The sequence below is a fragment of the Neobacillus sp. PVCKKU3 genome (genome assembly GCF_058323225.1).
In genome coordinates this window covers 1-19,352 of record NZ_JBLVQN010000050.1, presented here as the reverse complement: position 1 = coordinate 19,352, position 19,352 = coordinate 1, and the positions used below count along the sequence as shown (strand labels likewise).

The following is a 19,352-nucleotide window of genomic DNA, read 5'->3' as shown; positions in this document are numbered from 1 at the left end:
GGATTAATCAATCGTAAAGGAATGAACAAAGGACCGATGAAGTTTTAATCTTATTTTTCAGAACATGATTCGAATAAACGAAAAATGTTTGAACCTGAAGAATGGGATAAGTCTGTCCTTTTTTATGTCCTGATTATAAGCTGCTAATAACCTTCACATAGGTTTATTTTGTGTTGCTTTAATAAGACATTTCACTCTCTTCAGGTTCATGGAGGGAGTTTTTTTATGAACAAAAATTATGTTATTTTAAGTGTAAAAGGATTAGAAAAGAGTTTTCACTTACGAAGAATTATAGATAATATTCAGTTTGAAATAAAATTTGGCGATAGAATAGGTCTTGTTGGATACAACGGCAGCGGCAAAACGACATTGGCCAATCTCATCTTGGGGAAGGAAGAGCCGGATCGGGGCCACATAGAAAAATCACCTGATCTGAAAATCGGCTACCTTTCTCAATCAATTGATTATGAAGTGAATGATTTTCAGGAATCCTTAAAAATACGTGAGGTTTTTCAGCTCGCCAGCGAGTTAGGATTGAAAAAGGTTCAAAATTGGCAGGATGAAAGGCTGGAGCATTTAAGCGGCGGCGAAAAGTTAAAACTTGTTCTTTCAAGTATATGGGCTTCTAAACCGGACCTGTTAATTTTGGATGAACCGACAAACCACCTAGACTTTAAAGGTGTTAATTGGTTAATTTCTGAAATAGAAAAATTCCCGGGTTCTGTTTTGATAATCTCACATGACCGCCACTTTCTTGACCAAACTGTTAACCGGGTTTTTGAGTTGGAGGCTGGAAAGCTTCAGTTTTACCAAGGTAATTATAGTGAATACCGTAAGGAGAAGGAGCGTAAAAGAGCGAACCAACAGCATCAGTACGAAGTGCAGCAGCGCCAGATTGAGCGGGTAGAAGAGCAAATGGACCAATTAAAATCCTGGTCTGATAAAGCGCATAGAACCTCCACAAAAGAGGAAGGTTTTAAGGAATATCACCGGGTCAAAGCAAAGAAGCGTGACGCACAAATAAAGTCAAAAATGAAACGCCTGCAGAGTGAACTGGGCAAAAACAGGGTAGATAAACCTCTGGAAGAAACAAAGGTTCAATTTGAGTTTGACAGCTACGGAAAAAGAGGGAAGCGTATCATTGAGGCAAAAAAACTGTCTATGGCTTTTGATGGCAGATACCTTTTCCGAAGTTCCCAATTTTACATTAATTATGGAGAGCGGATTGGACTCCTTGGAAAAAATGGCTGCGGGAAAACAACGTTAATAAAAATTTTTATGGGATTGGTTTCACTGACCGACGGAGAATTGTGGAAGAGCGATTCGTTAAGAATTACTTACTTAAGCCAGGATGTTGCTGATTTACCTGTTGAAAAAACAGCAATCGAAGCATTGGGATTAACAGACCGGGATCACATTTTTAAAGCAAGAACTATGCTTGCCAACCTGGGGCTTAAGGAACAATTCATTACAAAACCTATTGGCACGTTAAGTCTTGGTGAACGGATCAGGGTTAAGCTTGTTGACATGCTATTGAAAGACTACGATGTCTTAATTCTGGATGAGCCGACTAATCATTTGGATTTGCCCAGTAGAGAACAGCTTGAAAAAACATTGTCTGAGTTTACTGGGACAATTATCACAGTTTCTCATGATTATTATTTTTTAAATAAACTTTGTGACCGGCTTTTGGTGTTTGATAATCAGCAAATAAAGCGATTTGAAATGGGACCGGAGGAGTTTTTTAATAAAAAGAATAAAAAAGATGAAGGGGACCAAAAAGAAACCCTAATGGTGATTGAAAACAAAATTGCTGCAGTACTAGGGGAGTTGGCACTTATTAACCGTCAAGATCCAAAGTACCCTCTATTAGATAAAGAATTTAATGAATTGTTAAAACAGAAAAGGAATCTGATTGGGTAACGGCCTCAGGGCTTTTCCCTTAACTGTCACAAAATCGCAATATGTATGCTTTGTTTCAACTGAGTTTATAGTGTAAAATCAGGGTAATTGGATTATGAAAAAAGGAGAGAATCGGGATGATGAAGAAAGTCATTGCTGCCGTGTTATTGATTTCGTTATTAACGGTAGCAATCGTCCAAGCAGTAAATAAAAAGGCAGAGAAACCCGAAACTGCAAACCCAACTGCAGCTGCTCAAAGCGGCCCGTCAATTGGCGCCAAAGCACCTGATTTTGAACTAAAAACATTGACTGGAGAAACCGTCAAGCTATCTGATTTAAAAGGTAAAAAAGTCATGCTGAACTTTTGGGCGACTTGGTGTCCGCCATGTAAAGCAGAGATGCCTGATATGGAACAGCTTCATAATGAAGCAGGTGACGATATAACTATCCTAGCAGTAAATATCGACCCGCAATTGGATGTTCAAGGATTTGTGAATGAATATAAAATAACGTTCCCAATCCTGCTTGACGCTGAGGATGCAGTAAATGAAAAGTATCAAGTCCTATCAATTCCATCAACATATTTTATTGATAGCAAAGGAGTCATTCAAAATAAATTCGTTGGTTCCATGAAGCTTGAGGAAATGAAGGAATTTACAAGCAAGTTAAAATAAACGTTGGATTAACTATCCAGCGTTTTTTTTTTGCTAATAAGAAAGTATAAACTTTCTGTCGAAAGCTTTATACTTTCTTAACGCATAAGTGCAACTAGGCCTCTGTCTTCGCCCTTAGGGGCTCGCCAATCGGCAAGTTTTCTTTATAAAAAAAATAAAGAATTAAATTTTCAAAAAGTTGTAATAATTTAAACCGTTATTGGTGATAATAACTGTTAGAATAGGACATAAGGAAGGTGATACAAATGAGAAAGCCAAGAAAACGTTCTTTTGCAGAACTAGTATCTGAAAATAAATCACAACTTTTAAAAGACCGTGCTGCAATGGAAAAAATTGAACAGCGCATTGAAGCAAAGCGCCTCGGTAAAGCTGAGTAATTAAAAAAGTTTACCATTCATTCATCTGTCCCCTTTGGACAAAATGTTAGTAAGGGGGGATTAGAATGGGTAAAGGTTATCAAACAAAACGCTTCCGTCCTACGCATGTGGGGACGCAGCCAAGACGTTCAACTGCTAATAAGGGTAATCAAATGGGCGATACATCCGGCCAACACGCCCAGGTTATGCAAACTAAAGGCGAGTAAATATAGAAAAACCAAGACCCGTGTGCAATTGCACTGGGTCTTTTTATTTTGTTAATGAAATTTTTTCTGTGATATTTTTTAGCCATCGATACAAACTATATCTGTAACATGAACAATTATTTAGGAGGAGTTTATATGCCTTATAACAACAAACCAAACCCAGATGATCGCAGTGATAATGTTGAGAAACTGCAAAACATGATCGAAAATACGATTCAAAATATGGAAGCAGCTGAAGAATCAATGGAACTTACGGACAGCGATACACAGCGCCGGCAAATTGAAGAAAAAAATCAGCGCAGACAAGAAAGCATCGAATCTTTCCGTTCAGAAATTAAGGATGAGGCTAAAAACAATCAGGGATAAAAAAGCAAAGGACCAGTTCATCAAGGACGGTCCTTTTTTGATTCGCAAATTTTATGTTATCAAGCCCGATATGTTAAGATAGAAGGGAATTTCTTATGAAGAGTTGATCCTATTGAAACATGAAATGAACCAAATAAAGAATTGGAAAATGGAACTTCAGCAAAACGGAACCATCAAGGATGAAGGGCCAATTATTGCTGCTTTGGAAAAAGAAAGAAATCCTTTAATCTTATCGGACCTATTAACCACAGCGGCATTATCAAGACTTGGACGTAATAACCAGGACAGCTTAGCCGTCCCATTGCTTAAAAAAGCTCTCCAGTTGGATCCTGATAATAAAAAGGCAATGGAATATCTTTTTCAAGCTGACTGGATAAAAATGAAGGATATCATCGCTCCACTCATATTTCCACCAATAAGGGAGACCGATAACCGAACTGCAAAGAAGAAAATTGCAGAGGAATACATAGAAATATGTAAAAGCTTTTTAGCCGAAGCAGAGGATGCACTGCACGATCTTGAATCAAAGTCTGGAACTCCTTCACGGATGGATCAGACTGAACCTTATCACCAGCTATATGTATTATTATCCTCGGCAATTGGAGAAACCGCCCAATTATTAAAGGCTGCCGAAGAATATGATCAATCGATTACTGGTGTTTTCCATACCTCCGTCTACTATGAGGATTTAAAAAATCATTTAGCCAACCTCGAAAAAATCAAAGTGAAATGGCAGGAGCTATTTATTGAAAGTAATCCTGAAAGCCAGTCTGAAAAAAAGGCGTTGGAACAGCTGAATGATATGGTTGGTATGGCCACGGTTAAAAAAAGAGTAAATGATTTCTATCAAGTATTAAAATACCAAAAACAGCGCAAAGAGCTTGGCTTTAAAATAAAGGATGAATTCAGCCTAAATATGATTTTAACGGGGAATCCGGGTACTGGAAAAACAACGGTTGCTCGGCTGCTTGCCAAAATCTATCATGAACTGGGCGTCCTCCCACAGGAAAAAGTGGTTGAGACCAACCGCTCGCAGCTTGTCGGATCCTTTGTCGGCCAAACTGAAGAAAACGTCCGAGCTGCAGTGGAAAGGGCAAAAGACGGAGTGTTATTTATTGACGAAGCCTATAGTCTGAAGCGGGAAGGCCAGAGTGGAAATGATTATGGACAAGCAGCCATCGACACTTTGGTTGCCTTGATGACAAGTGAGGAGTACGGCGGGAAATTTGCGGTAATATTAGCAGGATATACTGAAGAAATGCGCAGCTTTTTAGAGGCTAATATGGGACTTCGCAGCCGTTTCCCGCAATCTAATATGATTCATTTACCTAATTATTCAAATGAAGAGTTGATCCAAATCGCCGAAATGGCGGCTGCTGATAATGACTATTTGCTAACAGACGAAGCAAAAGTGGAAATCAAACATCGTCTTGATCGCGAGCGGGTGGACGAATCATTCGGAAATGCTAGAGCAGCTCGTAATATCGTGTTGGATGCCATTTTTAAAAAAGGATCAGAAAACATGAGCGAAGATGAAATTTTGAAATTTATCCTTTTAACAAAGGAAGATTTTCTTTTAGAACAGCCTGAGAGGAAAGAGTCCCCGCAGGATCAGCTTGATGCTTTAATAGGTCTTGGGCCATTAAAAGAAGAAATTCGTTCATTAGTTACATTTGTGAAAATGCAGCAATACCGCCGCAACAATGGTCTCCCGACCGTACCCATACAATTGCATTCCGTTTTTACCGGCAATCCAGGAACAGGAAAAACTACTGTAGCAAAAATCTATGCTGAGTTACTAAAGGAATGCGGTTTTTTAAAAAGAGGTCACTTAATTGTCACGAGTAGAGCGGATTTTGTGGCAGGATATGTAGGGCAAACGGCCGGTAAGTCCAAGAAGAAAATTAGGGAGGCTCTTGGCGGTGTTCTGTTCATTGATGAAGCCTATGCCCTCCTTGGGTCTACAGCAGGAGATTTTGGAAAAGAAGTAATCGATACGCTTGTTGATGAAATGACCAAGCATAATGATAATCTGGTTGTCATTTTAGCGGGTTATCCCGTTGAAATGAATGAATTATTGGAAAGCAACCCGGGGCTCCGTTCAAGGTTTAAAAAGTTTTTCTTTTTCCCTGATTATTCACCAGAGGAACTGCTGGAGATTATCGTTTCCTATGCTGGAAGTTATCAATACGAACTTACAGAAAGAGCTAAAGATATGCTTATACAGTCTATTGCGAAGGAAGCTTTCAAAGGAAACGGACGAATGGCAGCGAACCTGGTTGATGAAATGATTCAGGCCCAGGCCAAAAGATTAATCAATATAGAACACAGCGAAAATCTATTGGAAAAAGCACAGCTGCTTGAAGTGGAGGATGCAGAGGCGGCGCTTAAAAAGATAATGTAAAAGATACGATGAAGGGGACGAGAAAGAAATGGAAAACTATTTTATTTCTAAAAGGGAAATACATCTGTACTATGCGGACACAGATATGATGGGCGTAATTTATCACGCCAATTATCTGAAGTTCTTTGAATTGGGACGGACAGCGTTAATTGAAGACCTTGGCTACAACTATTTATCGATGGAGGAAGCCGGTTATTATGCGCCGGTTTACGATATTCAAATCACCTACAAAAAACCATTACGGTACGGCGATCAAGCATTCGTAAAAACCTGGGTCGCCCATAACGATGGAATTAAGACGATTTACGGCTATACAATCATAAATGGAAATGAGGAAGTATGCGCTGAAGGTACTTCGACCCACATTATTGTGAAAAAAGAAAATTTCCGGCCGACATCATTTAAAAAAGCATTTCCGGAATGGCACTTGAAATATGAGGAAATAAAGAAACGGGACTAATCACAGACCCAGGAGGTAATCAGGTTGGCGTTTGGCATTAAAAAACGGGACATTGATGAATGGAAAAGAAAAATTGATTCTGGAGAAATCGCCTTTCTTACTCATTATTGGCTTGACGACCGCTTCCCCGGCTATAAAACTGTCACAAAGGTCGGCTGCGAGGATTTGGATAAGCTGGCTGCCTGGGGCCAAAGATATGGGTTAAAGAAGGAATGGATCCATCACCGCAAGGACGGCTATTCTCATTTTGATTTAATCGGCCCTCGACAAAAAGATATTTTAATACAAGAGGGACAGTTAGAACATATTTGGGAATATAAAGAAAAAGGCTCACTTGAATAATAAGTGAGCCTTTTTCTTTCGCTAATAAGTATAAATTCAACTACGCCTCTTTCTTCGTCCTAAGGGACTCGCTAATCGGCGAGTTTTCATTTATATAGGAAGCACCATCAACCCGCTGATCAGCAGGAGAGCGATTATCGATGCATGAATGAAGATGGAAGGATAGATACTTTTTGTTTTTACAGTAATAATAGCAAAAAGGAATCCGATTAAAATAAACAGGATGGTTAATGTGAAGGTTTGGCTAAATAATGAAGTGTTGAAGCCAAAGGCGATGCTTGTCATGATGACCCCTATTTTATTGCCTGCAGTGAGTCTAAAATGGGGAAGGAGAAGCCCTCTCCACAACACTTCCTGCAATACAGCATAGGTAATCGAGAACAATAGAATATATAAAAAGGACTGCCCATTGACGGACATTTGGTTCATATATAAAAGGGTGGGAAAGCTTAATAAAATAATGATAGAAAGTATTATATAAAAAACTTGGGCGGATGAAGAAATAGAAGGCCTCCCAAAGTAGATGGACATTTTTCGCTTAAATTTAATTAAAACATAGTGAATCATGAAAATTGGGATTAGCAATAAAAGTTGATTAAACATCACAAAAGAAAATGCAGAAAATCGAAATCGTTCAAGGAACTGACTAGCGTAACCGACCATCAGATTTCCAAGAAAAAACGTTATCAGGACCCACGTGAAAACTCTGCTTTCTTCCTTCAAAAAGGCAATGAACAGCAACAATACAATCATGCAAGCAAAAAATGGAGTAAATATGCCTCTTGTGTAAAGAAAAGTCATGATCATAAATATAAAGCCTAAAATGATGCCAATGACATTTTTTTTCAGCACCATAAATCCCCCCATACGCCTTTTACTCAAACAAAAAGGCCCCGACCTATCGGAGCCATTGTACCATATGCTGCTGGATTTCTTGATATTTTTGCTCAGCTTTCGAAAGGCCAAACGTCCCGGCTGACTCAAGCGGCACTACACGATAATCTCGATTCGGATTCCTCGTTACAAATGTAGGATAAAATTTAGGATTTGAAAGTACAAGTGTACTTCCTTGATCCGTCGTCTGCTTGGTAACCTCAACTTCGGCCATTCCGCCAATATCTTTATAATCACCGTACTGAGCGGAAATGAAATTGCCTAAAGAGTAAACTACAAAGGTTTTTCTGCCGTCTGGATTATTAATCCATTCCATCGGCTGAAGAACATGCGGGTGGGAGCCAAAGATGATATCAGCCCCTTCTCCTGCCAGAAAGCGGGCCAGATCTTTTTGGTCAGTGGTCGGGATTCGCTGGTATTCATTACCCCAATGAATACTTACAACTACCACATCTGCATTGTCTTTGGCACGATGAATTTCTTCTTGCATATGATCGCGGTTAATCAGGTTGACTAGAAAGTCTTTTCCTTTTGGTACAGGAATTCCGTTGGTTCCATATGTATAGGAAAGAAAGGCGAGCTTAATCCCGTTTTTCTCAATAATTCTCAATGTTTCCCTATCCTTTTCATCGACAAAGCTGCCGACATAGGGGAGACCAATCGCATTTAGATAAGCCGCTTCCGACTGAATCCCGCGTTCGCCCTTGTCCAATGAATGATTGTTTGCATTGGAGACAATATCAACACCGTTCATAGCTAACGCATCAGCAACTGAGTGTGGACTATTAAAGGTCGGATAACTGGAAAGTCCAAGTTCTGTGCCGCCAAGAATGCTTTCCTGATTGGCGGTAAGTACATCGGGTTTTTCTAAAAGCGCTTTCACATTTTCAAACATTGGATCGAAATTATAGCTCGCCCCGTTAAAGGCATCCTGATATACAGGGCTATGAATTAGAATATCTCCTATGGCACCAACGGTTATTTTTTGAGACAACGAATGCTGGAGGTTTTCCATGGGCCGGGACTTGTGAATTGTTGTTGCGTAAACTTTTGCGGTATGATTAGATTGGCTTTGTTGTTTAATCAGGAGGACAGTAGCAAGGAGAGAACAGCCAATAATAATCAACAAGGACGGAATAATGGATTTTTTTTTCATCAATTCTTCTCCTATTATTATTTTGGTTTAATTGTTCTGTGTATCTTTTTATTCTTTGATAATACTATAAATTATTATCTGGCAAATTAAAACATATTTTGACAACATTTTTTTTAACGAGGATGTGATTACAATGTTTAAAGTAACGGAAGCGGCGTACCGAGTATTAATTAAAACCGTTAATAACGAGAAGAAAACGGTGGATGAGGAACTTTATCTGCGTTTAAGTATGGGGATTGGCTGAGGGGGGCCAAAGTTAAATCTGTCTCTGGAGGAGCGGAAAATTAAAGGAGACCTCACCTTTGAGTTTGAGGATTTAATTATAATCATTCATGAAAAGGATTTTGTGTATTTTGACCATACAAAGCTAGATTATGTTGAAGATGTAATGGGCAATAAAAAATTTCAATTGTTAAAGGTATAATTGAAAACTCGCCGATTGGCGAGTCCGATAGGACGGTTCATGAGGCGTAGTTGAAATTATGCATTAAGAAAAAAAGGCGGGGCCCTTTAAACGGGCTCCGCTGTCTTATTTAATCTTCCATTTCCTCAAAAAACTCGATTAATTCTTCAAAATTTCTTGTGACCTTGACGGGAGAATCTTCATTCGTTTCACCGGATAAAAATTCAATTATAAACTCGTTTACGTCATTGCTATCGGAAACAACACTAGTGTAAATATAGTCCTGGGCAGTTTTTTCCATCTTGTTTCCCTCCAGTCAGTAAGCTATCTTCCTATTTTTATTTTACTTTATAAAATTACTTACTGAATGGAAGGAATATGAAATTTATATGAAAATTTAAAAGGAACCAATGAGGTTCCTTTACAGCCATTTTATTTTCGGTTCTGTCTTATTCACGATTCTACGAATATTAGCACGGTGCCGGTAAATGACGAATGATGCCAACAGGGTGATTACAATAAGTAAAGGAATGTCCCATTTTTGTACGAACCCCATGGTAATGACATATATAATACCGATAATTCCAGCGATCATTGATGATAAAGAAACATATTTGCTAATGTAAAGACTTATAAAGAAAGCTGCTACCAGAGTCACGAACAAGATTGGGGCACTGAACAAAATGACGCCGCCAGATGTAGCAACCGCTTTACCACCCCGGAACCCCGCAAAGATGGGGTATGTATGTCCAATAACAGCCAGTACTCCTGGAATCAGTGGGTTCATATCAACATGAATTAGATAGGGCAGTGCTGCTGCTAGGGTCCCTTTTAAAATGTCAGCAATGGTAACGGCTAATCCCGCTTTCACTCCAAGTGTTCGAAATGTATTGGTTCCCCCTAAATTGCCACTGCCATGCTGGCGAATATCGGTTTTATAAAAAACTTTCCCGACAATTAAGCCAGAGGGGATGGAGCCGAGCAGGTAAGCAAGGATTAGAACAACGATAATTTGAATCATTAACTATTTCTCCTCCAAAAAAAGAATCCAGTTCTTCTATTTTACCATGTTATTTTGAAAAAACACTATCTCTTAAATAGTTTATGAGTCAAAACTCCTATAAAAATGTCTTCCCATATCATATGTCATACCGTACGATAGTATCTGGGGAGGAACAATATTTATGGCTCGAATAGAATATCAAAAAAGTAAGCCAATTTCACCAAAATGGCTGCATGGAGGATTGGCAGGAAGCATTTTCCTGATTATTTCCTCGGTTTTTTTATTTTTCTATCCTTTTGCATCAGAAGAGAAAAAGGTCTATTTTAACGGAAGCAGCCCTATTTTATTTAAAGGGGCACAGCAAGGCAATGCTTTAATTGAAGGGAACAATATCTATGTTCCATACCATTTTTTAAAAGAAAGTTTGGACCACTCCATCACCTACGATGAAAAATCGAAATCCGTCATTATTACCACTAAAGATAAAGTTGTGCAAATGCCGACCGATTCGTTAACGTATTTTGTCAACGAAAGGCCTGTTTCTTTACAGCTTTCGCCTATCAAATCGATGAACGGTGATATCTATCTGGCTCTTGACTCCATTCTTGCTTTTTACCCGATTCAGTATCATAGGCTTCCACAAACCGGTGCCATTTGGATTCAACAAGACGGGGAAACATATCAAACTGGAAGAATTATAGGTAAAGATATCAGTGGGGAAAAGCTTAGGCTTCGGACAAAAGCTTCGTGGCAATCCCCTTATACTGCAGAAATGAACAAAAAGGAAGCTGTTTCAATCGAGGGAGAAAAGGAAGATTTTTATCTTGTCAGGAAGGCTAACGGTATCAGCGGCTATATTAAGAAAGAGTATGTGAAAAAAGAAGAATCGGTGAAAATTTCGATTGTCCGTGAAAGTAAATCATTTCAACTGCCGAAAATAATCGGGCCAATCCATTTGACATGGGAAGCCGTTTATACTAAGAATCCAAATGCCGCTGCGATTCCTGAAATGGCTGGAATCAATGTGATTTCTCCAACTTGGTTTTCATTGGCGGGAGAAGATGGTTCCATCAAAAACCTAGCATCAATGGAATATAGCAAGTGGGCCCAGGCAAAGGGATTCCATGTGTGGGGAGTGTTTTCTAATTCCTTTGACCCGGTATTGACAAACAAAGCTTTCAAGGATTTTGAAACCCGACAGAACATCATTCGGCAATTGCTATATTTCAGCCAAATGTATCAGCTGCAGGGAATCAATTTTGATATCGAAAATGTGAATCCTGAGGACGGACCACTGGTTACACAATTAATAAGGGAGGCAGCCCCATATTTGCATGAAGCGGGTTTAACTGTATCAATGGATATTACATTTTCCGCCGGTAAGAATAACAATTGGTCCTCTTTCTACGAAAGGCCAAAGCTTGCCGACATTGCGGATTATTTAATAATCATGGCCTATGATGAACATACCCCAGCTACCGGCCCTGGCAGTGTGGCGAGTCTTCCATGGGTTGAGCGCAATTTGCAAATCCTGCTGACGGAGGTTCCGAAGGAGAAACTTATATTAGGGGTTCCATTGTACGCCCGGCTATGGAAAGAACAAACGAAAGCTGATGGTACGAAAGAGATCATTGCTCAGGCGCTTTCCATGGAGAAGGTGAAGGCATGGCTGACCGAGCGAGGATTGCAGCCTGCCTATGATGGGGAAAGCGGGCAAAATTATGCGGAATATTATGATGAAGCAGAGAAGGCCAATTATAAAATTTGGATTGAAGATGAAATGTCTTTAAAGAAGCGGGCTGAGATGGCAGTGAAATATCAATTAGCCGGTGTCGGAAGCTGGTCAAGACTTTTCGCTGACCAAACGGCATGGACTGCTCTTAACATCCTTTCAGAAAAAAATATCACCAAAAACGAATAACCGGCATTTACCGGTTCAGGCTGTCGAAAAACCATCGATAGCCTTTTATTTATCCACGTACTTTAACAATTAACAGCGTTAATTCGTTATAATAATATTATTTCAAAGCTTTTCAACAAGTCTGTTGATTGGCGCTCCAGGCACTTCGCTTTCCGCGGGCGGTACGGGGAGCCTCCTCGGCGCTAGCGCCTGTGGGGTCTCCCCTGCCCCGTACTCCCGCAGGAGTCTTCGTGCCTTCCGCGCCAATCAACAGGTGTTTCAATAAAGTCCTTCAACTTCAATAAAATAAGTGGTGAGTTTATATTTAGCCAAAACAGTTTAGCCAAAATGAAAATGAATTTGTTTCTATTGATGAAATTATTCCAGATGTGAAAAAAGTTCATCCTTTTTATATCAAGGACAATGGACCCTCATCTAATCCCGCATTCACTTTTAAATGGTGTTTATTGGGTATTTTTGGGGTATTTGTTCCGAAAGACAACTAGAACGAGAAAAAAACGAACATTACCTTACTGTTGGTTTTAGGCTTAAAAGTTCCATAGGATGGAAAATGTGTGTTGCAATACTTAGGTTGATTTGCCTCCCTGTTGATTGGAGTGGAGGGCACTCGACTCCTGCGGGATATAGAGGTCACTGGAGACCCCGGAGGCGCCAAAGCGTCGAGGAGGCTTCAGGACCTCCCCGCGGAAAGCGAGTGCCCGGAGCGGAAATCAACAGGCCCTTTAGCAGGGATCATCAATAAAAATTTGAAAAAAATTAAAATTCGCCTGAAAAATACCTTTTCTCGGGAATCTGAACCGGCATGTGCCGGTTTTTTGTTTTTTTATCCAATAAATTAGGGAGATTTAAAGGCAAATTCTTTACAGAAATATGGAGAATTTTCAAACCATTTGTTAATTCGTTTGAAGGTATGTATCTGTTTTTCTATAATTTAGCTAAAATAAATATAGAAACATAAAGAATAACCGGCCAATATTAATCCACTTGGTCGGTTTTATATATCAACCATGTTCACTAAGGGGTGAAAAAACATGAGGAATGAAAAGGAAAATACAAACTATCAAGAGCTGGCGGAACAATATGAAGCAATCAACAAAATGTTAGAAAACCGGTTACAAGAGGAAATCGCCAAGAACAAGGAAAAAGATCTTATTTTAATCCAGCAGGCAAAAATGGCAGCGGTGGGCGAAATGATTGCTGGCATCGGCGGCCAATGGCGCCAGCCTGTAAACAGTTTATTAATGTTAATCCAAGATATCAGAGCTGCCTTGGAATATGGTGAAATAAACGGTCAATACGTCGATCGATTTACAAGAGAAAGCATGATTCAGCTTGAAAGTATGTCGAGGACATTTAATGATTTTCGGAAATTCTATAAGCCAAATCTTGAAAAAAATCTGTTCTCTGTCAGTGAAGCCATTGAGGATGCGTTGTCAATCTTTTCAATTTGTCTCAAAAACCACGGGATCCAAGTGGACTTTATGTACAGGGGACAGCAAATGGCTTTCGGGTACCCAAATGATTTCAGTCAAATTGTCCTAAGTCTTTTAATGAACGCTAGGGACTCTTTTGTGGAGAAGGACATTAAGAACCGAAAAATAATCATAAAAATTTGCGAATCAGATAAGTATATTACGGCAGAATTTAAAGATAACGCAGGGGGAATTGAACCTTTCTTGCTAGCTAAGGTATTTGACCCTTATTTCACATCGAGAAGACATGGAACTGGACTTGGGCTTTATATGTCTAAAACCATGCTTGAAAATATGAGCGGCAATATTTCTATTGAAAATAATGGTGAGGGGGTCAGCGTTTGCATTTCGGTCCCTAAGGTTACTTCCGCTGTCAGACCAGAACTGAACCCGATTTAAGTTGGCTTCCGATTCGTTGGAAGCTTTTTCATTTTAGCTAATAAAAAAGCATAAGCGCAACTATGCCTCATGAACCACCCTTAGGGGCTCGCCAATCGGCGAGTTTTCTTTATAATTATAGTAAATTAAGATACAATAAGAAAAACAAAGTTTGTAGGAGTGAAGGTAATGGCAGTAGAATATCCAAGCCTTGAAGAAATGGGTGCTATTTTAAAAAAAGCGAAAAGGATTGCTGTGGTAGGTTTAAGCGATAAACCTGACAGGACTTCTTATCAAGTGTCCGAGGTCATGCAAGAGGCGGGATACGAGATCATCCCCGTAAACCCGACAATCGATGAGGTGCTCGGTGTAAAGGCTGTAAAAACATTAAAGGATATTGAGGGCCATGTAGATATTGTCAATGTTTTCCGCCGCTCCGAGCAATTATTCGATGTGGCAAAGGAATTTGTTGAAATCGATGCTGACGTATTTTGGGCTCAGCAAGGACTCGAGAATGAAGAAGCCTATCAATTTTTAAAGGAAAAGGGCTACACCGTCATTATGGACCGCTGCATTAAGGTTATCCATGCTTTAACAAGATCAAGATAACATGAAAAAAAGCTGCTAACGATACTGGCAGCTTTTTACTTTTTCTGTCCAAAATATAGGTGAATTAACCGTTCGAAAGACGATTGTTTAAAATTACTTAGTTGCTAAATCGAAATAAATCGCTAAAATAAAGCATAGACGCCAAATGAACTTATGGTAAAATTAAGTAACGAAACGTTTGTTCTATTATTGTTTACGGAAAGAAAAATACATTTTTTATAGATAGCAGGAATGTGTTTTTAGAATTGTTTTCTTTTTGTAGGGATGAAAGGGGTATTTTTAGTGGCAAGAAATCAACAAGCTTTTGAATACAATGATGATGCCATACAGGTACTAGAGGGACTAGAAGCAGTCAGAAAGCGTCCTGGAATGTACATTGGCAGCACCGATTCACGAGGACTGCATCATCTCGTCTATGAGATTGTCGATAACGCTGTCGATGAAGCGCTTGCAGGCTTCGGTGAACACATCATTGTCAAAATACACAAAGATAATTCGATCAGTGTCGTCGATAAAGGCCGCGGGATGCCGACGGGTATGCATAAAATGGGGAAACCGACACCAGAGGTCATCTTAACAGTACTGCATGCCGGGGGAAAATTCGGCCAAGGCGGATATAAAACAAGCGGCGGTTTGCACGGGGTTGGTGCTTCTGTCGTTAATGCATTGTCAGAATGGTTAATAGTCACCATTAAGAGAGACGGCTTTGTTTATGAACAACGTTTTGAGAATGGCGGTAAGCCTGTAACAACACTCGAAAAGATCGGCAAAACCAACCAAAGCGGAACAACGATCCATTTTAAGCCTGACACCACAATCTTTTCGACTACCACTTATAATTTTGAAACATTGGGTGAACGATTACGAGAATCTGCCTTTTTATTAAAAGGCTTAAAAATAGAAATCATCGATGATCGAAACAATCTTCATGAAGTTTTCCATTACGAAAATGGAATAGAGGCTTTTGTTGCCTATTTAAACGAGGAGAAGGATTCTCTTCATCCTGTATTCAGCTTTGAAGGCACACATAATGGCATTGAAGTCGATTTCGCCTTCCAATTTAATGATGGCTATTCTGAAAATGTTCTGTCATTCGTCAACAATGTCCGCACAAAGGATGGCGGTACCCACGAGGTTGGTGCTAAAACGGCGATGACGAGGGTATTCAACGATTATGCGCGCAAGGTTGGTTTGCTGAAGGAAAAGGATAAAAATCTTGATGGTGCCGATATTCGTGAAGGATTATCTGCGATTGTTTCCGTTCGTATCCCTGAAGAACTATTGCAATTTGAGGGTCAGACAAAAGGGAAATTAGGGACAAGCGAAGCACGGTCGGCTGTTGATTCTGTTGTTTCTGAGCATCTTTCTTACTTTTTGGAAGAAAATCCGGACATCAGTTCCCTGCTTGTTAAAAAGTCGATTAAAGCCTATCAGGCACGGGAAGCGGCCAGAAAAGCGCGTGAAGATGCCCGAAGCGGGAAAAAGCGCAAGCGCACTGAAACGGTATTGTCAGGGAAATTGACACCTGCCCAATCACGCAACCCGCAAAAAAATGAACTCTATTTGGTGGAGGGTGATTCCGCGGGGGGCTCAGCAAAGCAAGGCCGCGACCGCCGTTTCCAGGCTGTATTGCCGCTAAGAGGTAAGGTTATTAACACAGAAAAGGCCAAGCTTTCCGACATTTTTAAGAATGAAGAGATTAACACGATTATTTATGCTATTGGCGGCGGAGTCGGTTCTGATTTCAATATTGAAGATATCAACTACGACAAAATCATTATTATGACAGACGCTGATACGGACGGAGCGCATATCCAGGTTCTTTTGCTGACGTTCTTTTACCGCTATATGAAGCCGCTTGTAGAAGCGGGCCGAGTGTTCATCGCCCTTCCGCCGCTCTTTAAAGTCAGCCGCGGCACAGGCAAAAAAGAAATCATCGAGTATGCCTGGAATGAAGATGAACTGCAGACAGCCATCAAAAAGGTCGGCAGAGGTTATATTATTCAGCGTTATAAAGGTCTTGGCGAAATGAATGCCGACCAGCTTTGGGAAACAACGATGGACCCAGAAACTAGGACGCTGATTCGTGTGAAAATTGATGATGCTGCTCGTGCAGAACGCAGGATCACCACGCTAATGGGCGATAAAGTTGAACCGCGCCGCAAATGGATTGAAAGTAACGTCGCGTTCGGATTGGAAGAAGACGATACGATCCTAGAAAATGAAAATATCTCTGTTGCAGAAGAGGGGGTTGAAGGATGAGTGCAAGTGAAAAATTCCGCGACTTACCTCTAGAGGACGTCCTTGGCGACCGTTTTGGCCGCTATAGTAAATACATTATTCAGGACCGCGCTTTGCCAGATGCTAGAGACGGTTTAAAGCCGGTTCAGCGAAGAATTTTATATGCCATGCATGTCGAGGGCAATACCCATGACAAAGGCTTCCGGAAAGCCGCCAAAACCGTTGGTAATGTTATTGGTAACTACCACCCGCATGGCGATTCGTCTGTTTATGAAGCGATGGTGCGGATGAGCCAGGACTGGAAGGTTCGAAATGTCCTGGTAGAAATGCATGGAAATAACGGTAGTGTTGACGGGGATCCGCCGGCAGCGATGCGTTATACTGAGGCGCGGCTTTCGGCAATTGCTGCTGAATTATTGCGTGATATCGAAAAAGATACTGTTGATTTGATTCCTAACTTTGATGATACATCTAAGGAACCAACCGTTTTGCCGGCAGCGTTCCCGAACCTGCTCGTAAACGGATCAACAGGGATTTCAGCCGGTTATGCGACTGATATTCCGCCGCACCACCTTGGTGAGGTCATTGACGGTGTCATCATGCAAATGGATAACCCAGCCATCACGGTCGATGAATTAATGACAGTGATAAAAGGACCGGATTTTCCAACCGGCGGAATTATCCAAGGAATCGACGGGATTAAAAAAGCTTATGAAACTGGTAAAGGAAAAACCATCGTTCGCGGGAAAGCGGAAATTGAAGATGTCCGCGGCGGCCGACAGCAAATCGTAGTCACGGAAATTCCATACGAGATCAATAAAGCCAATCTCGTGAAAAAAATCGATGAATTCCGTCTCGACCGTAAAGTCGAAGGAATCTCAGAAGTTCGTGATGAAACAGACCGAACCGGCCTTAGAATCGTCATAGAACTTAAAAAAGATGCCGATGCAGCAGGAGTTTTGAACTATTTATATAAAAACAGCGACCTGCAAATTTCCTACAGCTTTAACATGGTCGCTATCCATAATAGACGGCCAAAACAAATGGGGCTTCGCGAACTGCTAGACGCCTATATTCAACATCAAAAAGAAGTCGTGACAAGAAGAACAACATTTGATTTAAACAAAGCAAGGGAACGTCAGCATATTGTTGAAGGCTTGATGAAGGCCTTATCCATACTTGATGAAGTGATTGCTACAATTCGGGCATCAAAAGATAAGCGTGATGCAAAAGATAACTTAATTGCGAAATACGCGTTCACAGAGCTTCAGTCAGAAGCAATTGTCTCTTTACAGCTTTATCGCTTAACAAATACCGACATTACGGCTTTAAGAAATGAAGCGGAAGAATTGGCCAAAAAAATCGAAGAACTGACTAGCATATTAGAAAGTGAGAAAAAGCTTCTTTCCGTTATTAAAAAAGAGTTAAAAGAAGTGAAAAAACGCTTTGCTGATGAACGCCGTACGAAAATTGAAGCAGAAATTCAAGAGCTGAAAATCAACCTAGAAGTTATGGTGCCAAGTGAAGATGTCATTGTGACCGTTACTGAACATGGCTATGTCAAACGGACGAGCCAGCGCTCTTATGCCGCTTCCAATGGACAGGATTTTGCCATGAAGGAATCAGACCGAATCTTAGCGCAGCTTGATATGAATACCCAGGATGTTCTGCTCCTATTCACGAATAAAGGGAATTACTTATATTGCCCAGTTCACGAACTTCCTGATATCCGCTGGAAAGACATGGGTCAGCACATCGCGAACATTATTCCAATTGACCGCGATGAAGATATTGTCCAAGCCATACCAGTAAAGGATTTTGAGACAAACGCGTTCCTTGTCTTTATCACCAGAAACGGTATGGTTAAGAAAACTGAACTGAAGCAATATCATGCACAGCGCTATTCCAAACCGCTGGTGGGCGTGAATCTGAAAGATGATGATCAGGTAATTGATGTCCATTTAACAGATGGTACAAAGGAAATATTCCTGATTTCACATTTAGGTTATGCCTTATGGTTTGACGAGGAAGAAGTAAGCATTGTTGGACAGCGGGCCGCCGGGGTGAAAGGAATAAATCTGAAAGATGGCGATTACGTGGTTGGCGGTCAGGTTCTTGAGCCAAATAGTACCGAATCCATTGTCGTGGCCACCCAGCGCGGTGCATTGAAACGAATGAAGCTACGTGAATTTGATAAAGCATCCCGAGCAAAACGGGGCGTTGTGATTCTTCGTGAACTAAAAGCCAATCCTCACCGAATAATGGGCTATGTAGCTGCTAAGGATCAGGATGAAATATTTATACTGACAGAAAAAGGCTATATTGAAACAATAAAAACTTCAGACATTAAATTTAGTGACCGCTACTCCAATGGCTCTTTCATTCTAGATGAAGGAGTAAATGGAAAGGTGACAAGAATTTGGAAGGTCGAAGGTAAAGAAATCCCAGCTGAATAATAATATTTTCAAAAGGACTCTCTTAAAAAAGAGGGTCCTTTTTTTCATCTTTTTTCCATTCTTGGGCATACTAACAAATAATCAATAG

General features: G+C 40.4%; 17 protein-coding genes. 13 read left to right on the top strand and 4 right to left on the bottom strand.

Going from position 1 to position 19,352, the window contains the following annotated elements; genetic code table 11:
- Nucleotides 1-225 precede the first annotated feature (225 nt).
- The 8 genes from abc-f (at nucleotide 226) to ACNQGS_RS24995 (ending at nucleotide 6,731) form a co-directional block, all read left to right on the top strand.
- On the top strand, nucleotides 226-1,923 hold the full coding sequence (abc-f, locus tag ACNQGS_RS25030) for a ribosomal protection-like ABC-F family protein (protein WP_491489695.1): 1,698 nt from the start codon (nucleotides 226-228) through the stop codon (nucleotides 1,921-1,923).
- Nucleotides 1,924-2,039: 116 nt separating this feature from the next.
- Complete coding sequence (locus ACNQGS_RS25025) at nucleotides 2,040-2,576, top strand: peroxiredoxin family protein (protein WP_491489694.1); 537 nt, start codon at nucleotides 2,040-2,042, stop codon at nucleotides 2,574-2,576.
- A 245-nt stretch (nucleotides 2,577-2,821) separates the two neighbouring features.
- The gene (locus tag ACNQGS_RS25020; protein ID WP_066304847.1) at nucleotides 2,822-2,953 is read left to right on the top strand and encodes an FbpB family small basic protein; all 132 of its coding nucleotides are present in this window, start codon (nucleotides 2,822-2,824) and stop codon (nucleotides 2,951-2,953) included.
- A 65-nt stretch (nucleotides 2,954-3,018) separates the two neighbouring features.
- Nucleotides 3,019-3,159 (top strand): acid-soluble spore protein N, encoded by a 141-nt coding sequence (locus ACNQGS_RS25015; RefSeq protein WP_217034550.1) that lies wholly within the window; start codon nucleotides 3,019-3,021, stop codon nucleotides 3,157-3,159.
- A 135-nt stretch (nucleotides 3,160-3,294) separates the two neighbouring features.
- The gene (gene tlp / locus ACNQGS_RS25010) at nucleotides 3,295-3,525 is read left to right on the top strand and encodes a small acid-soluble spore protein Tlp (protein WP_491489693.1); all 231 of its coding nucleotides are present in this window, start codon (nucleotides 3,295-3,297) and stop codon (nucleotides 3,523-3,525) included.
- Nucleotides 3,526-3,649: 124 nt separating this feature from the next.
- Entirely contained in the window at nucleotides 3,650-5,929 is a 2,280-nt protein-coding gene (locus tag ACNQGS_RS25005; RefSeq protein WP_491489692.1) for an AAA family ATPase, read from the top strand.
- Between the two features lie 28 nt (nucleotides 5,930-5,957).
- Nucleotides 5,958-6,389, top strand: coding sequence for an acyl-CoA thioesterase (locus ACNQGS_RS25000; RefSeq protein WP_423802337.1), 432 nt, complete (start codon nucleotides 5,958-5,960; stop codon nucleotides 6,387-6,389).
- A gap of 24 nt (nucleotides 6,390-6,413) precedes the next feature.
- Nucleotides 6,414-6,731 carry a hypothetical protein gene (locus ACNQGS_RS24995; RefSeq protein ID WP_491489691.1) on the top strand — a complete coding sequence of 106 codons (318 nt, stop codon included), beginning with the start codon at nucleotides 6,414-6,416 and terminating at the stop codon, nucleotides 6,729-6,731.
- A gap of 90 nt (nucleotides 6,732-6,821) precedes the next feature.
- Here the strand turns inward: ACNQGS_RS24995 and ACNQGS_RS24990 are convergent, their stop codons facing one another.
- The 4 genes from ACNQGS_RS24990 to plsY all read right to left on the bottom strand — a co-directional run bounded on the left by ACNQGS_RS24990 (nucleotide 6,822) and on the right by plsY (nucleotide 10,205).
- Entirely contained in the window at nucleotides 6,822-7,583 is a 762-nt protein-coding gene (locus tag ACNQGS_RS24990; protein WP_491489690.1) for a CPBP family intramembrane glutamic endopeptidase, read from the bottom strand.
- Between the two features lie 46 nt (nucleotides 7,584-7,629).
- Nucleotides 7,630-8,781, bottom strand: a complete 1,152-nt coding sequence (locus ACNQGS_RS24985; RefSeq protein ID WP_491489689.1) for a CapA family protein — start codon at nucleotides 8,779-8,781, stop codon at nucleotides 7,630-7,632.
- Nucleotides 8,782-9,314: 533 nt separating this feature from the next.
- On the bottom strand, nucleotides 9,315-9,485 hold the full coding sequence (locus ACNQGS_RS24980) for a hypothetical protein (RefSeq protein WP_491489688.1): 171 nt from the start codon (nucleotides 9,483-9,485) through the stop codon (nucleotides 9,315-9,317).
- A 120-nt stretch (nucleotides 9,486-9,605) separates the two neighbouring features.
- On the bottom strand, nucleotides 9,606-10,205 hold the full coding sequence (gene plsY / locus ACNQGS_RS24975) for a glycerol-3-phosphate 1-O-acyltransferase PlsY (protein ID WP_213140086.1): 600 nt from the start codon (nucleotides 10,203-10,205) through the stop codon (nucleotides 9,606-9,608).
- A 163-nt stretch (nucleotides 10,206-10,368) separates the two neighbouring features.
- Between plsY and ACNQGS_RS24970 the strand changes: the two genes are divergently transcribed.
- From ACNQGS_RS24970 to parC, 5 genes are all read left to right on the top strand, one after another.
- Complete coding sequence (locus ACNQGS_RS24970; RefSeq protein WP_491489687.1) at nucleotides 10,369-12,108, top strand: glycosyl hydrolase family 18 protein; 1,740 nt, start codon at nucleotides 10,369-10,371, stop codon at nucleotides 12,106-12,108.
- Nucleotides 12,109-13,139: 1,031 nt separating this feature from the next.
- On the top strand, nucleotides 13,140-13,979 hold the full coding sequence (locus ACNQGS_RS24965) for a sensor histidine kinase (protein WP_491489686.1): 840 nt from the start codon (nucleotides 13,140-13,142) through the stop codon (nucleotides 13,977-13,979).
- A gap of 168 nt (nucleotides 13,980-14,147) precedes the next feature.
- A complete protein-coding gene (locus tag ACNQGS_RS24960) occupies nucleotides 14,148-14,567 on the top strand; it encodes a CoA-binding protein (RefSeq protein ID WP_491489685.1) in 420 nt (139 codons plus the stop codon).
- Between the two features lie 282 nt (nucleotides 14,568-14,849).
- On the top strand, nucleotides 14,850-16,829 hold the full coding sequence (gene parE / locus ACNQGS_RS24955; protein ID WP_423802345.1) for a DNA topoisomerase IV subunit B: 1,980 nt from the start codon (nucleotides 14,850-14,852) through the stop codon (nucleotides 16,827-16,829).
- Nucleotides 16,826-19,264 (top strand): DNA topoisomerase IV subunit A, encoded by a 2,439-nt coding sequence (gene parC, locus ACNQGS_RS24950; RefSeq protein ID WP_491489684.1) that lies wholly within the window; start codon nucleotides 16,826-16,828, stop codon nucleotides 19,262-19,264. Before parE ends, parC begins: the two co-directional genes overlap by 4 nt.
- Nucleotides 19,265-19,352: the final 88 nt, after the last annotated feature.

Excerpts from the sequence above, each read along its gene's own strand:
- ACNQGS_RS25015 (WP_217034550.1), top strand. The coding sequence starts at position 3,019 with ATGGGTAAAGGTTATCAAACAAAACGCTTCCGTCCTACGCATGTGGGG.
- tlp (WP_491489693.1), top strand. The coding sequence starts at position 3,295 with ATGCCTTATAACAACAAACCAAACCCAGATGATCGCAGTGATAATGTT.
- parC (WP_491489684.1), top strand. The coding sequence starts at position 16,826 with ATGAGTGCAAGTGAAAAATTCCGCGACTTACCTCTAGAGGACGTCCTT.
- abc-f (WP_491489695.1), top strand. The coding sequence starts at position 226 with ATGAACAAAAATTATGTTATTTTAAGTGTAAAAGGATTAGAAAAGAGT.
- ACNQGS_RS24960 (WP_491489685.1), top strand. The coding sequence starts at position 14,148 with ATGGCAGTAGAATATCCAAGCCTTGAAGAAATGGGTGCTATTTTAAAA.
- ACNQGS_RS24980 (WP_491489688.1), bottom strand. The coding sequence starts at position 9,485 with ATGGAAAAAACTGCCCAGGACTATATTTACACTAGTGTTGTTTCCGAT.
- ACNQGS_RS25005 (WP_491489692.1), top strand. The coding sequence starts at position 3,650 with ATGAACCAAATAAAGAATTGGAAAATGGAACTTCAGCAAAACGGAACC.
- ACNQGS_RS24965 (WP_491489686.1), top strand. The coding sequence starts at position 13,140 with ATGAGGAATGAAAAGGAAAATACAAACTATCAAGAGCTGGCGGAACAA.
- ACNQGS_RS25000 (WP_423802337.1), top strand. The coding sequence starts at position 5,958 with ATGGAAAACTATTTTATTTCTAAAAGGGAAATACATCTGTACTATGCG.
- ACNQGS_RS24985 (WP_491489689.1), bottom strand. The coding sequence starts at position 8,781 with ATGAAAAAAAAATCCATTATTCCGTCCTTGTTGATTATTATTGGCTGT.
- plsY (WP_213140086.1), bottom strand. The coding sequence starts at position 10,205 with ATGATTCAAATTATCGTTGTTCTAATCCTTGCTTACCTGCTCGGCTCC.
- ACNQGS_RS25025 (WP_491489694.1), top strand. The coding sequence starts at position 2,040 with ATGATGAAGAAAGTCATTGCTGCCGTGTTATTGATTTCGTTATTAACG.
- ACNQGS_RS24970 (WP_491489687.1), top strand. The coding sequence starts at position 10,369 with ATGGCTCGAATAGAATATCAAAAAAGTAAGCCAATTTCACCAAAATGG.
- ACNQGS_RS25020 (WP_066304847.1), top strand. The coding sequence starts at position 2,822 with ATGAGAAAGCCAAGAAAACGTTCTTTTGCAGAACTAGTATCTGAAAAT.